Source organism: Sphaerisporangium sp. NPDC051017 (assembly GCF_040683095.1).
Taxonomy (GTDB): Bacteria; Actinomycetota; Actinomycetes; order Streptosporangiales; family Streptosporangiaceae; genus Sphaerisporangium.
The window spans coordinates 199,946-212,662 of the sequence record NZ_JBFBCI010000006.1; the positions used below are offsets into that span (position 1 = coordinate 199,946).

Annotated in this window: 13 protein-coding genes, 1 tRNA gene and 1 pseudogene; 5 read left to right on the plus strand and 10 right to left on the minus strand. The window is 68.7% G+C overall.

The features are described 5' to 3' along the window. Window positions 1-49: 49 nt before the first annotated feature. The 4 genes and pseudogenes from AB0M95_RS08410 to AB0M95_RS08425 all read right to left on the minus strand — a co-directional run bounded on the left by AB0M95_RS08410 (window position 50) and on the right by AB0M95_RS08425 (window position 3,229). Complete coding sequence (locus tag AB0M95_RS08410; protein ID WP_363761177.1) at window positions 50-1,891, minus strand: caspase family protein; 1,842 nt, start codon at window positions 1,889-1,891, stop codon at window positions 50-52. Beyond that, the gene (locus tag AB0M95_RS08415; RefSeq protein ID WP_363761179.1) at window positions 1,888-2,235 is read right to left on the minus strand and encodes a hypothetical protein; all 348 of its coding nucleotides are present in this window, start codon (window positions 2,233-2,235) and stop codon (window positions 1,888-1,890) included. Before AB0M95_RS08415 ends, AB0M95_RS08410 begins: the two co-directional genes overlap by 4 nt. 472 nt (window positions 2,236-2,707) lie before the next feature. Beyond that, window positions 2,708-2,824: pseudogene (locus AB0M95_RS08420) on the minus strand (IS5/IS1182 family transposase); the annotation flags it as partial. A gap of 332 nt (window positions 2,825-3,156) precedes the next feature. Then, window positions 3,157-3,229 (minus strand) — tRNA-Ala (locus tag AB0M95_RS08425). 150 nt (window positions 3,230-3,379) lie between these two features. Between AB0M95_RS08425 and AB0M95_RS08430 the strand changes: the two genes are divergently transcribed. Then, window positions 3,380-3,808 carry a PPOX class F420-dependent oxidoreductase gene (locus tag AB0M95_RS08430; protein ID WP_363761181.1) on the plus strand — a complete coding sequence of 143 codons (429 nt, stop codon included), beginning with the start codon at window positions 3,380-3,382 and terminating at the stop codon, window positions 3,806-3,808. Window positions 3,809-4,072: 264 nt separating this feature from the next. Here the strand turns inward: AB0M95_RS08430 and AB0M95_RS08435 are convergent, their stop codons facing one another. Continuing rightward, window positions 4,073-4,708: a 2'-5' RNA ligase family protein gene (locus AB0M95_RS08435; RefSeq protein WP_363761183.1), complete on the minus strand. Its 636-nt coding sequence runs from the start codon at window positions 4,706-4,708 to the stop codon at window positions 4,073-4,075. Window positions 4,709-4,713: 5 nt separating this feature from the next. Next, complete coding sequence (locus tag AB0M95_RS08440) at window positions 4,714-6,225, minus strand: hypothetical protein (RefSeq protein WP_363761185.1); 1,512 nt, start codon at window positions 6,223-6,225, stop codon at window positions 4,714-4,716. 436 nt (window positions 6,226-6,661) lie between these two features. On the opposite strand from AB0M95_RS08440, the gene AB0M95_RS08445 reads away from it, so the two are divergent. The 3 genes from AB0M95_RS08445 (at window position 6,662) to AB0M95_RS08455 (ending at window position 7,691) form a co-directional block, all read left to right on the plus strand. Then, the gene (locus AB0M95_RS08445; RefSeq protein ID WP_363761186.1) at window positions 6,662-6,949 is read left to right on the plus strand and encodes a hypothetical protein; all 288 of its coding nucleotides are present in this window, start codon (window positions 6,662-6,664) and stop codon (window positions 6,947-6,949) included. Beyond that, on the plus strand, window positions 6,946-7,161 hold the full coding sequence (locus tag AB0M95_RS08450) for a hypothetical protein (protein WP_363761188.1): 216 nt from the start codon (window positions 6,946-6,948) through the stop codon (window positions 7,159-7,161). The genes AB0M95_RS08445 and AB0M95_RS08450 overlap by 4 nt, the downstream gene beginning before the upstream one ends. 83 nt (window positions 7,162-7,244) lie before the next feature. Next, on the plus strand, window positions 7,245-7,691 hold the full coding sequence (locus AB0M95_RS08455; RefSeq protein WP_363761190.1) for an ATP-binding protein: 447 nt from the start codon (window positions 7,245-7,247) through the stop codon (window positions 7,689-7,691). A gap of 107 nt (window positions 7,692-7,798) precedes the next feature. Here AB0M95_RS08455 and AB0M95_RS08460 read toward each other — a convergent pair whose 3' ends face one another. Genes AB0M95_RS08460 through nadD form a run of 3 tightly spaced genes read right to left on the minus strand, consistent with a single transcriptional unit; the run spans window position 7,799 to window position 9,512 of the window. Beyond that, complete coding sequence (locus AB0M95_RS08460) at window positions 7,799-8,455, minus strand: histidine phosphatase family protein (RefSeq protein WP_363761192.1); 657 nt, start codon at window positions 8,453-8,455, stop codon at window positions 7,799-7,801. Then, window positions 8,448-8,855: a ribosome silencing factor gene (gene rsfS / locus AB0M95_RS08465; RefSeq protein ID WP_363761194.1), complete on the minus strand. Its 408-nt coding sequence runs from the start codon at window positions 8,853-8,855 to the stop codon at window positions 8,448-8,450. The genes AB0M95_RS08460 and rsfS overlap by 8 nt, the downstream gene beginning before the upstream one ends. Window positions 8,856-8,906: 51 nt before the next feature. After that, complete coding sequence (gene nadD, locus AB0M95_RS08470) at window positions 8,907-9,512, minus strand: nicotinate-nucleotide adenylyltransferase (protein ID WP_363761196.1); 606 nt, start codon at window positions 9,510-9,512, stop codon at window positions 8,907-8,909. Between the two features lie 154 nt (window positions 9,513-9,666). On the opposite strand from nadD, the gene AB0M95_RS08475 reads away from it, so the two are divergent. Then, window positions 9,667-10,683 (plus strand): M48 family metallopeptidase, encoded by a 1,017-nt coding sequence (locus AB0M95_RS08475; RefSeq protein ID WP_363761198.1) that lies wholly within the window; start codon window positions 9,667-9,669, stop codon window positions 10,681-10,683. A 195-nt stretch (window positions 10,684-10,878) separates the two neighbouring features. On the opposite strand, the gene AB0M95_RS08480 is transcribed toward AB0M95_RS08475, so the two are convergent. Beyond that, window positions 10,879-12,657, minus strand: a complete 1,779-nt coding sequence (locus tag AB0M95_RS08480) for a protein kinase (protein WP_363761200.1) — start codon at window positions 12,655-12,657, stop codon at window positions 10,879-10,881. Between the last annotated feature and the right edge of the window lie 60 nt (window positions 12,658-12,717).

Genomic DNA, 12,717 nt, shown 5'->3' on the forward strand with positions numbered 1-12,717 from the left:
GCCGATCGTAACGTTAACGCAACCGACCCCACCGGTGTCACAGGCCCCGCTACCCGAGTCCGACGGGCACCGGCGGCAGCGGAACCCCGAAGAGCTTTCTCTCGTACGGGGTCACCTTGGCGCCGCTGCCCCCGACGAGCACGAATTTCCCGTCCGCGCTGAACGCGACCGAGGGGACCGCCGCCGAGGCGGTGACCAGGACCCCGCCCTGCCGCTCCCCCACCGCCCACAGCCGGACCGTTCGGTCGTCGCTCGCCGTGGCGAGGGACATTCCGTCCGGGCTGTAGGTGACGACGCGGACCGGGCCGGTGTGCTCGGTCAGCGTGTAGAAGGTGGAGCGGTCGTCGATATTCCAGACGCGCACCGTCTTGTCGTCGCTCGCCGACGCCAGGAACTCGCTCGCCGCCCCGAGGAAGGTCTCGAACGCCGACCGGTAGCTCAGCGACCGGACGGGAGCGGTGTGCCCGGTCAGCACGTCGGGCGCGCGTGCCGTGTCCCGCGTGTCCCAGACGCGCACCTTGCCGTCCTTCCCCCCGGACGCCAGGTGCTTACCGCCGGGGCCGAACGCCACGGCGTACACGGGACCCGTGCCCGCGGTCAGCGCGACCGCCGTGGGAACCCTCGCGGTGAGATCCCAGAGCAGGACGACTCCGTCGTCGCCCGCGCTTGCGAGACGCCGTCCGTCGGGACTGTAGGCGACGGACTCGACCGCGCCGGTATGCCGGCGCAGGGTCACGGTCGCGGTGCCGGTCGCGATGTTCCAGATCTTGACCGTCCGGTCGTCGCTGCCGGTCGCCAGGGACTTCCCGTCGGGGCTGTAGGCGACCGCGCGCACCGGGCCGAGGTGGCCGGGCAGCACCGCGAGCCCGGAGTTGGTCTTGGGGTCGACGACCCTGACGAGCCCGTCGTCGCTCCCGGCCGCGAACGACGCGCCGCCGGGACTGTAGGCGATGGAACGGACCCAGTTGGTCCCCGGGTCGAAGGAGGCGTGCTGGGTCGGTCTCTGCGCGAGTCCCACCACGATGATGATCCCCACCATGATCACGCTCACGATGGCCAGGGCCACGCCGGCCGGCCAGCGCGCCGGGACTCCGGGGGACGCCACCGGCGGTTCCGGCGAGACCGGGACCGCCTCCCGGTACCCGCGGTTGCGCGCCAGGGCGATGTACCCCCCGCCGTCCCGGACCGTGAGCTGCGGCCGGGGCAGCGCCTCGCCGCGCAGCCGCTCGTCCATCTCGCGGAACACGGTGGACATGTCGAGCAGGCGTGGGCCGTCCTCGATGCCGGTGCCCAGCAGGTTCACGAGGCGGCGGGTGAAGGCCGTCCCGCGCTCACCCGGATCGGACCAGGCCTTCCTGGTCGCGGCGGTGGCCGTCAGCACGCACGCGCCCTCGATGACGACGACGGCGTCCCCGCTCAGGGTCCGGCCGTGGGCCTGGCCGCTGTAGCAGCAGTCCAGGACCACGACCTTGTACCGGGCGCGGGAACGCTTCAACGCCCGGCGGATCAGCGTGAACGGCACCGTCCCATGGTCGAAGTTGTGCCTGTCGGTGCCCGGCAGCGAAAGGTGCAGTTCATCCCCGTCGTCCGGGTCGAGCAGGCCGTGCCCGGCGTAGTAGACCACCAGCCCTTCCGTCGCCGCCGAGCCCGCGGCCCTCAGGGTGTCGGCGACCCGGGCGTAGGCGTCCACACCGGCCAGAGCGTCGGTGTCGAGGACGGCGCAGTGCTCGTCCGGCAGGCCCCACAGCTCCCGGTCGGCCAGCACCCGGCGCAGGTCCGCCAGATTGTGGTCCACACCGGGCAGACCAGGCAACAGCCGGTACGTGGACACGCCGATCAGCACCGCCCGCGACCCACCGGGGTCCGGCAGCACCGGTGACGCGAGGCTCACTGATCCGCCTGGTCGGACAGAACCTCCATGATGTGTCGAATCGTCTCGGGGGAATCGTCCTTCAACGTGATCACGACACCGTTACGCTCGAACGTGACCGCGGGCCCGGGGTCACGGGCCGCCCGCCAGTCTCGGACCGAGAACAGCAGGCTGCCCAGCGCCAGGACGTCACCGACCACGGCGACGACGGCCTCGAACGTGACGCCCATCTCCCCCGGCGCGTCGGCCGCCTCGTCCGGCCGGACCGGCACGTCGCGGGTCACCTCCGGATCCTTTCGCAACCACCGGTAGAGGTCGGCGACATCCCCGTCCAGGGTGATAGTGATCTTCGAAGTCTCGTCCATGGGCCCGATCCTGGCATCAGCGGCTGGAACGCTCCGGCGAATCTCCTTATACGCCGATAAGTCCGAGTTGCACGGCTTAGAGTCCCTAACAAAATCATCTACGCTGTGGGCCGCCGCGGCGCTCCCCTCGCCGGGGAGCATCGATTGGCGGTGTCTCGTCCGCTGATCTAACGTGTCTGGCTATGGTCAGGGCATGGTGGGTGCTCGGCGTCCTCATGGTGGTGAGCGGTGCCGCGCTTGGCTTCTTCTTCCTGAACCCATGGGGCTGGGACGGTCACAGTTCCCTGACGTGCGGAAGCGCCTTTCTCGGAGATGGCTATCACGCGACTGACCCCCGGTGCCCGACTCGTCGGCTGCTATCAGGGAGCCTTGCAGTGATCCTCATCACCGCAGGTGCGATCTTGGCCTGGATGAACTTCCGAGCACGGCACAGGGCAGTGAGGTCCGGCCTCTAGAGTTGCCGGGCAGTAAGTCAGCGGGTGAGGCGGCGCCGGCAGATGATCGCGGCGGCGAGGGTCATGAAGGCTTCGTGGATGTCGTCGCGGATCTCCCAGCGGATGCGCAGGCGGCGAAACCAATGCAGCAGCGCGCGCAAACTCCTCGACGCCTACTACGCCGACGCACTCGACCTACCGACCCTCAAGAGCGAACAGAAACGCCTCACCAGCCAGACAGACCCCCTCGCCGTACGACTCGAAACTCTGGATGCCAGCGCCACCGAATGGCAGCAGATCCTCACCCTGGCCGCCCAGCTCGCCACCCGCATCGGCGATGCCTACCGGATCGGCACAACACGTACCCGAACCCAGCTCAACCAGGCGATCTTCAGCCAGATAAAGATCAAGGGCGGCCGGATCGGCGATGTCGCCTACCGACCGCCCTTCGGCGATCTGTTCCGTACGTTCGAATACGGAACACAGGTGGAGCTATGGGGATTCGAACCCCAGACCTCCTCCATGCCATGGAGGCGCGCTACCAACTGCGCTATAGCCCCTTGTCGCCGCTCTGGGTGTTCCCGTCGCGGCGCTCGGAGAGCATATAGCGACACCCGGCCATTCACCTAATCGACACCTCACCCGGGCACGGACGCCGGCCCCCGCGCCGCCAGGAATAGCCGGCACCCGATCGCGACTTGGCATAGGACATGACCGCCACATACGACCCGCGCGCGCTTCTCGCGGAAAGCAGGCTCGGCGTCCTCGCGACGATCAAGTCGGACGGCCGCCCGCAACTCTCCCCCGTACTGCCCTTCTACGACCCGGAGGCCGATGTCATCTACGTCTCGATGACCGAGGGACGAGCCAAGACGGCGAATCTGCGCCGGGATCCACGGGCCACGCTGGAGGTCACCAGCCCCGATGGCGGGGCGTGGGCCACCGCCGAGGGCGTCGCGACGCTCACCGGCCCGGGGACCGACCCCCACGGTCCCGAAGTCGAGGCGCTGGTGGACTACTACCGCCGCGCCGCCGGCGAGCACCCGGACTGGGACGAGTACCGGGCGGCCATGGTGTCCGACCGCAGGGTGCTCATGGCGATGACCGTCGAACACGTGTACGGCCAGAAGATCCGCTGAGCACCACGCCGACGATATCGCCAAGGATTCCGGGTGAGCGCTACGACGACGCCATCAGCCTGTTACGGGTAACCCGCTACAAGCTCCCATACCTCTCACCGATGTTGCCCCAGCCATGGCACCCATGTCGATCCAGCGCCGATTACGTGCGGCGACCTGGTCGAACACCCGGGAAGCGCGCTCAGACATCATCGCGGCGAACACCTCGCCCGGGCTTCGATGTGATGGCTCCATCGTGGTGGATCAAGGAACTCCGCTTGTACATCAGAGTTCGACCTGGTCCTTCACAAGAAACGCGGTCATGATGGTCCTCCAGCGGTACATGCCTTCGTCTCTGTTCAGGTCGATCAGGGTGATACGGGTAAGGGTCGCAGGCACCGCATCGCCGTAACGGCGGAGGATGTCTCGGATCGGGTGTAACGGAGAACCGCTCGTGTTGGCGTACGCCAAGCTGACGTGCGGGAAGAATCCTGCCGCAGGCTCCGGCACCCGATCCTGGCCCCAGGCCTCGCCGATTCCGTCTCGGACGGACTGACGGACCGCCGACACGGCCTCGGACGGCTGGACGGGAAGGTGAACGCCCTCGGCATCTACACAGAGTGGTCCGAGCCGCACGCGAAGCGGCCCAAAGTCGCCCACCCGCCTTATGACCGCAGCGCCTAACGCAGCCAATTCCTGCTCGCCTACCTCATCGCTGAAACCGACACCCTGTGTGGTCATGTGAAGCCACTGGATCGGGATGGGATCGAACATGGGCAACTCATCCAAAGCCAACCGCACGTGCTTTACGAACTCGTGCAGTTCAGGCTGTCCGTCCATGAGGAAGTGCCAGGTGTAGAAGCTCCGCCCCCGACGCCAACCCGGCCGCCACCACCAATGATCACGAGTCTCCGCGTCCACTGGGGTCATCCTTCCGTGCGTGGCACGGTCTCCGCACGGAAGACGCCGATGGCCTCCCTGATCACTTTGCCGTGCCCATCCTCGCGGTAGGCGGACGGCACACGCTCCGCGACCTCGCCGAGCTGAAGAAGCAGTGGTGCCGCGCGCAGTTCCGGAGGCGTCTGAAGAAGAGGCGTCAACACCTCCACTGCACCATCCAGGTCTGCCCTGTCGATGTGAGCCCGGACAATATGCAGTACAGTCATCCGCTCCGTACCCATGTTCCGGACCCGCTCTGGTCGTGCCCGGGACATCTCCACGGACCGGATGGCCATCTCCATTGCCCTAGCGGGATCATTGAGCACGAGATAGGCATCAGCCCAGTAACTGAGTGCCCGCTCCGGCGCGCAACTCAGAGGCCCGCCTGGGTGATCCGTCTGTCCAGGCTTGACCTCTTGGGCATGGCGCAGCATCGCATGCGCGTCCCGTACTCTGCCGAGTCTGGCGTAGTCGAGAGCAAGAGTGCTGGCCAGCATCACCTCGGTCTCTCCGCCGACGTGCACGGCTGAGCGCAAACCACGTTCAGCCCATGTGTGCGCACCCGATGTGCCGCGGTCCCAGTAGGCGGACATCTGTCTGGTCTTGCACGTCCAGGCGAGCAAGCCCTGATGATCGGCTTCTTCGGCGAAGTGCTGAGCGGCCCGAGCATGGTTCTCAGCAGCGTCGGGCCGACCGAGATCTGTTGAGATCCACCCCAGGAAGGTCATCGCCCATCCCACGATGACGTACAGATCCCGGCGATGGCGTAGCGGCTGGTGCCCCTCCAACAGCCTTAGCGCCTCATCACGGACGCGACGCAGGTCAGCCGATAGCGGCCCCGTGGGGACCTTCAGGTAACTGTCGGCGATGCGCCGCAGCTCATTGTTCAGACGTTCGATCGTCGATCCACCGACGTTACTGTTCTCTGCCTCGGACAAGATGAGATCGGACTCCCTAGCGTAGAGGGTTAGTTGCTCAGTTCCTGAGAACAGCCTCCTGTCACGCGTCCGCGAGAGCGTTGGAAGTGCTACTTCCACTGTTCCAGGAAAAGCAGGCACGCCACCTGCCGAAGCATGCCTTTTGCCGTTGAAATTAGGATCGGCCTGCCGGTAGTCGATCTCGTCGATCTCTGCCCGATCATCGGCGCTGTATAGCGCATACTCTTCCTCGGTAAGCAGGCGACGGGCCGTGACCTGGTAGATCCTAGCCAGAGCGTACAGCGCGGCCACACTCGGCCGACGGCCCTTCTTGGGCCAGTGCTCGTACTGATAGATCCGCGCCTTCACCATCGTGGGTTCGCCAGGATCAGCGGCATTCCATCGGTCGGCGACCTCCTGATGGCTGAGGTTGTGAGCCCAGCGGAGCGCAACCCGTGGACCGATCTCGGGGAAGTCGGTTTCCCACACGGACGCGATCTGTGCCCACGTAAAGCCGCAAACCCGTAGCCACTGCGAACGGTAGGCGCGCTGCCGACGACTGGGTTCGGTGGATTTGTCCATGAGTGGCTCAATCTCCGGAGGTGTCGAGACATCAGACACTCGCAGTTTACGCACCGTGTTCGTCACGTCACAGCTAACCGAGGTGATTCCCGTGACGCTCAGGCCCAGCTCAGGACGATGAGTGACGCTAACCCTTCTGGCTCTCCATCTCTCGGACCGCCCTCCGAAAACTTATAAGCCCAGCAAAGGCGGGTCCCGCAGGCGATGGCATGCCGTAAGGGTTCCCCCTGATCAGGAATCGAGGTCCTGACCCAATGCCCAACATTAGAGGCGTTCATCAAGGACGTATCCGTTGGAGCACGGACGTGGCGCCCGCCCCCGGACACCCGGCGAAGCACACCCGGCCCATCGCAGCCGCAGTGCCGTACAACCGAGGCGGCCCCCTGGGTGAACCCCCGACCGGCCAGCGTGGGGCGCACCGCTGCGAGGTCGCGGCGTGAGCCGGGTGGCGGGGCGGCATGTGCTCGGAGGGCCGGTCGGCGAGGTGCGCCCGGGGTGCTGGGACGAGCGGGAGAAGGCGGTCGCGGCTCAGATCGATCAGTTGGAGCCGGGGTGGCTTGTGATGTACGGGGTGTGGAGTCGGCGGTTCTTCGCCATCGCCGCGTGGTCCGGCGTGCCGCTGATGATCGAGGCTCGTGACGCCGAGGATCTGCGTCACCAGATGCGCGAGGCGGAACTGGACGCGATGCCTTCGTCGGGCTCGGGACAGCCGAGGGCGGCATGAACGGCATCGGCGTGCAGCACATCCACTACCGAGTATCCGCGTCCTCGGGGCAGGAGTTCGGCGCCGGGGATGTCACGACACTGGTGGTCGCCGGGCTGTTCACCGTCGTCTGCCTCGTGCTGGCCTGGCTTGAACGCCGGGGCCGGCCCGACGACGGCCCCGAAGGCGATGGATCGGCCCGGCGAAGCTCGGACGAACCGTATGGACAGTGAGATTCGACGTCAACCCGAGCCCCATTCCGTGGGCGGCCATCCATGTCAGAGCCCCTGAACCCCCATCAGCGGAGTTAGAGACCATGATCACGATTCCCGGCAGGCTGCGCTCGGCCACCTGGGACGTTCCGTACGACCTGGCGGCGATTCGCGGCGTCCGGCATCGGGTCCACGAGATTCTCAGCGCCTGGAAACTCGACGCCCTGGCCGATGACGTCGTGCTGGTGGTCGGCGAGTTGCTCGGGAACGCCCTTTCTCACGGCGCGCCTCCGATCCGCCTTTCGCTGTGGCGCACGCGCGGGGCACTCTGTGTACGCGTCACCGATCGGGGCTCGGGTGAGCCTCGACAGCTCGCCCCGGACGTGGACGCCGTCCATGGTCGTGGGCTGACGATCGTGGAGGCGCTGGCTGAGAAATTCGGGGTCCACTCCGAGCAGGGCCGGCCAGACACGGTCGTGTGGGCCAAATGGAGCCTGACGAGCGACATCAGCATCGATGACGTACGGATACCGAAGCAGCGGCAGCCCTGAGAAAGTACAGCCCGAGCGGAACGAGGACCATTTTCGGGAGCGATGCTTGTTTCGCGGGCTGGGCCCGGCGCGGGGTGTGGCCGCGCCGGGTGGCGTCTCGCGAGGTTTCAGGTGGCGGCGGGGGCGAACTCGGGTTTGTCGTCGCTGTTGACCGGCTCGGGCAGGGTGCCGGCGTTGTGTTCCAGGAGGCGCCAGCCGCGCCGCCCCTCCTGGACCACCGACCAGGAGCAGTTGGCAAGCCCGCCGAGGATGGGCCACAGCTCTTCGGGGAGGCCGAGCAGCCGCGCGACGCCGAGGCGGATCGCCGCTCCGTGGGAGGCGATCACCATCAGCCCGCCCTCCTCCAGGTGCGCGATCCAGCGCTTGGTGGCGGCCACGACGCGGTCGGCGACCTCGGTCACCGCCTCGCCGCCGGGGGCCTCCCATTCGGCGTACTGGACGGGCCATCCCGCGGCGATCTCTGCGCGGGTCAGGCCCTCCCACTCGCCGCCTCCGCGCTCACGCAGGTCCTTGTCGACCTTGACGTCGAGCCCGACGAGCCCACCGAGCGCGGCGGCCGTGTCGTGGGCGCGGCGCAGGTGGGAGGAGACGATCAGGGACGGACGCAGCGATGCGAGCAACGACGCGGCACGCTCGGCCTGCGCGATGCCCGTCTCGTCCAGGGGTATGTCGGTGTGCCCCTGGAAGCGCTGCTCGACGTTCCAGAGCGTCTGGCCGTGGCGCCAGAAGACGATGCGGCGGGCTCCGCCCCGCCCGTCACTCACCTGCCATCCCGCGAGCCCGCTGAGCTCGGACCCGCGTGACGGAGTCCGGGAGCGAGATGGCGGGGCAGTCCTTCCACAGGCGCTCCAGCGCGTAGAAGGTGCGGTCCTCCTCGTGCTGGACGTGGACCACGATGTCGAGGTAGTCCAGCAGCACCCAGCGGCCCTCGCGCTCGCCTTCCCGGCGGACGGGCTTGGCGTGGGCTTCGATCCGCAGGCGCTCCTCGATCTCGTCGACGATGGCGCGGACCTGACGGTCGTTGGAGGCGGAGCAGAGCAGGAAGACGTCGGTGATGACGAGCTGCTCGCTCACGTCGTAGGCGATGATGTCGTCGGCCAGCTTCTCGGCCGCGGCCTCGGCGGCCAGCGCCACCAGCTGGAGCGATCTTTCCGATGCGGTCACGATGTGGATTGTTCCTCCTGTGCGGCGTACAAGGTCCCGCGCTTCCTATTATCAGGATGCCCGGTATAGTCCCCGCTTGTTGATGTACTGAACAATCCCGTCGGGAACCAGATACCAGATCGGCTCGCCCGCGGCCACACGCTGACGGCATTCCGAGGACGAGATCGCGAGCGCCGGTATCTCGATGAGGCTGACCTTTCCCTTCGGGAGCCCGGGGTCGTGAAGCACATGCCCCGGACGAGTACAGCCTACGAAATGGGCCATGGTGAAGAGCTCGTCGACATCACGCCAGCTCAAGATCTGCGCCAGCGCGTCGGCGCCCGTGATGAAGTACAACTCGACGTCCGGGCCGTAGATCGCGGCGATCTCGCGCAGTGTGTCGATCGTGAACGTCGGCCCCGGACGGTCGACGTCGACCCTGCTGACCGAGAACCGCGGGTTGGACGCGGTGGCGATGACCGTCATCAGGTAGCGGTCCTCCACGGCGGACACGGCCTGGTCCGCCTTCTGCCACGGCTGCCCGGTGGGTACGAACACCACCTCGTCGAGATCGAAGTGGTGGGCGACCTCGCTCGCGGCGACCAGGTGGCCGTGATGGATGGGGTCGAACGTCCCGCCCATGATGCCGAGTCGCCTGATGGGAGCCCCGTTTCTCATGCGAGGGACACTAACGCGCGGCGCGGCGCGCACCGGCGGCCACCCCCCTCCGCGAGCCCCGCGCCATCCCTATCGGATCTGAGGGGCATAAGCTCACCCGAACGCGGTTTGCATCGCCGCGCACGGGCAGTCCCCCGGACGTAGCATGCCGACCATGACCACCACCACCCCGGATCGCAACCGTGTACAGCTGCCCGGCATCAGCTCCCGGGCGTACGAACATCCAGCTGACCGGTCCGCTCTGGTCGCGATGCGCTCCCTGTCGGGCTTCGACTCCGTGCTCAAGCGCATGTCGGGCCTGTTCAGCGAGCGTCGCCTGCGGCTGATGTTCCTCGCGTCGTCCGTGCGGGCGAGCGAGACCCAGTTCCGCGCCCTGTACGACATGGGACGCGACAGCGCCTACCTGCTGGACCTCCACCGGATCCCGGAGATCTACGTCCAGCAGGACCCGCAGCCGAACGCCATGGCCATCGGCTTCGACGATCCGTTCATCGTCATCAACACCGGCCTGCTCGACCTCATGGACGAGGAGGAGCTGCGTTTCGTCGTCGGGCACGAGACCTCGCACATCCTGTCGGGGCACGCCGTGTACGGCACGATGCTGGCGATCCTCACCCGCCTCGCCACCCGCGTGGCGTGGATCCCGCTGGGCTACATCGGCCTGCGCATCATCGTCACCGCCCTCGAGGAATGGCACCGCAAGGCCGAGCTCTCCGCCGACCGTGGCGGTCTGCTCTGCGGCCAGGACCCCGAGGCGTCCATGCGCGCGCTGATGAAGCTCGCCGGCGGCTCGCGCCTGCACGAGATGAACATCGAGGCCTTCCTCGACCAGGCCCGCGAGTACGACACCGCCGGTGACGTGCGCGACGGCCTGCTCAAGGTCCTCAACCTGCTCGGCAGCACCCACCCGTTCGCGGTGATGCGCGTGGCCGAGCTGGACCGCTGGCGGCGGGGCGGCGAGTACGAGGCCATCCTGGCGGGCAACTACCCGCGCCGCGAGGACGACGCCAACGCCAGCATCTCCGAGGAGGTCAAGGCCGCCGCGCGTTCCTACCGTGAGTCGTGGGCGCAGTCCCAGGACCCGTTCATCGGCGTGCTGCGCGATGTCGCCGAGGGCGCCGTCAACGCCGGTGAGCGTATCTTCAACAGGTTCGCCCGCAGGGACAACTGAGCGGGCCCGTGGTTCCCGGCCGGGCCCGGCGGCGCGCCCCTGAGCGGCGCCGCCGGTCCTGAGGTGCGGCCTGGCCGGGTACACAGGGCACGCGGGTCGACGGGGCACACGGGTTCGACCGGACGTACGGCTCAGCAGTACGGCTTGACAGGGCGTACGGCTTAACAGGGGTTCGGCTCAGCAGGGCGTACGAGATCACAGGGCGTGCGGGATCACCCACGCCAGCACGCGGACGGCCGCCGCGCACAACGCGACGAACCCGCCGAGGACGGCCAACGCGCGCAGGCCCTCCCTGCGCAGGTCCGGCACGTGGCCGCCGATGCGCTCGACCTCCCGGCCGACGATTCCGCCGCAGACCACGCCGAACACCACCCCCGCCACCGTCATCGGGCCCGCCGACGTCCACCAGCCGTCGTCGATGTGCCCTCCGGCGGTCACCCAGAACGCCGAGGCGGCGATGGCGGAGGCGGGCAGGCCGGGCCAGACGGCCGCGGTGAGCGCCGCCCCGGCCAGGGCGACGGGGAACGTCACCAGGCGGACGGTGCCCCGGACCCGGGCCGACCTTTGCCTCCGGACCAGCCAGTGGCCTCCCCACCACGCGCGGGCGAGCACGCAGAACGACGCCGTGATCGCGAACGTCGCCAGGGGCCAGATCACCGAGGCCACGACGCAGGGGATGGCCACCATGGCGAGCACGACGAGCACGGCGCTGCCCGGCGGCGAGGAACCCGCCGACGGGGCGGACCTGGCCGCCTCGGCGCCGAGCACCGACCGGCGCACGCCCTTCTTCGCCTTCTCTTTGACGTTCTCCTTCACGTTCGCGGCGGTTCGCCGTGCTCTCTCCCCTGGTCCGGCGAGCGTGCCGGTCCCCTCGCCGCGACGCGGGCGGTCCGCCGGGGGGCGGGGAGGTCGGCGGCCCGGGACGGCGGGCTTCTTGCGCGCGCCGGACGGCGTGTCCGCGGCCCCGTCCTCGCGGGTGGGCGGGTCGTCCGCGCGGGCCCCCGCCGCCTCCTCAGAACGCGGACGGCCGGCCTCGGCACGCGTCCGCGCGGGACCGCCGGCGTCGGCCCGGGTCTTGCCCGAGGCTGCGTCGGCCCGCGTCTTGGCCGGGGCGGCGTCGGCCCGCGGCCGTGCGGCGACGGGGACGCCGGGCGTGGCGGGGGCCGTGGCGCGGGCCAGGCGGGACAGCCGGTCGGCGAGCAGCGCAGCGGTGGGCCGCTTGTCCGGCTCGCGGTGCAGCGCCGCCCGGACCAGCGGCAGCAGCGAGCCGGGCACCCCGGCGAGGTCGGCGCGCCCGTTCAGCACGGCGTACATCTGCGCCTCGACCGTGCCCCGGCCGAACGTCGGGCGCCCGGTGGCCGCGAACGCGACCGTGGCCGCCCACGAGTGGACGTCGGACGGCTCGCCGACGGACTCCTCGGCGAACACCTCCGGCGCGGAGTAGCCGGGCGTGCCGAGGAACGTGCCGGTCATCGTAAGGCGGGTCGCGTCCGATACCTGCGCGATGCCGAAGTCGATCAGCACGGGACCGTCCGGCCCGAGCACCACGTTGGCCGGTTTCACGTCGCGGTGGATGACCCCGGACGCGTGGATGATCGCGATCGCGGTGGCGAGTCCCCGGGCGAGGTCGACCAGCGGCGCGCCCGACAGGGGGCCGCCGCGCCGGACCGCGTCCAGGAGGGTCTCCCCCTCGATGTGCTCCATGACGAGGTAGGGACGGTCGCCGGACAGGTCGCAGTCCAGGACCCGGGCGACGTACGGGCTCTCGACCCGCCGCAGCGCCCGCACCTCGCGGTCGAGTCTTAATCGCGCATCGGGATCGTCTCCGATGGGGTCGCGAAGGATCTTGACGGCGACCTTCGCCCCGCGCTTGCCGACGGCGAGATAGACCTCGCCCATGCCACCGCGGCCGAGGCGCTCAACCATGGAGTACGGGCCGACTCTGCCGAGCCCGCCCAGGCGCCGTTGACCCATAGGGAACGCCACCATAGCGCCGATCCACCCGCGAGCAACGGCGGCGCGCCGGGCGTCACG

Excerpts from the sequence above, each read along its gene's own strand:
- AB0M95_RS08415 (WP_363761179.1), bottom strand. The coding sequence starts at position 2,235 with ATGGACGAGACTTCGAAGATCACTATCACCCTGGACGGGGATGTCGCC.
- AB0M95_RS08430 (WP_363761181.1), top strand. The coding sequence starts at position 3,380 with ATGACCGCCACATACGACCCGCGCGCGCTTCTCGCGGAAAGCAGGCTC.
- AB0M95_RS08440 (WP_363761185.1), bottom strand. The coding sequence starts at position 6,225 with ATGGACAAATCCACCGAACCCAGTCGTCGGCAGCGCGCCTACCGTTCG.
- AB0M95_RS08450 (WP_363761188.1), top strand. The coding sequence starts at position 6,946 with ATGAACGGCATCGGCGTGCAGCACATCCACTACCGAGTATCCGCGTCC.
- AB0M95_RS08455 (WP_363761190.1), top strand. The coding sequence starts at position 7,245 with ATGATCACGATTCCCGGCAGGCTGCGCTCGGCCACCTGGGACGTTCCG.
- nadD (WP_363761196.1), bottom strand. The coding sequence starts at position 9,512 with ATGAGAAACGGGGCTCCCATCAGGCGACTCGGCATCATGGGCGGGACG.
- AB0M95_RS08475 (WP_363761198.1), top strand. The coding sequence starts at position 9,667 with ATGACCACCACCACCCCGGATCGCAACCGTGTACAGCTGCCCGGCATC.
- AB0M95_RS08480 (WP_363761200.1), bottom strand. The coding sequence starts at position 12,657 with ATGGGTCAACGGCGCCTGGGCGGGCTCGGCAGAGTCGGCCCGTACTCC.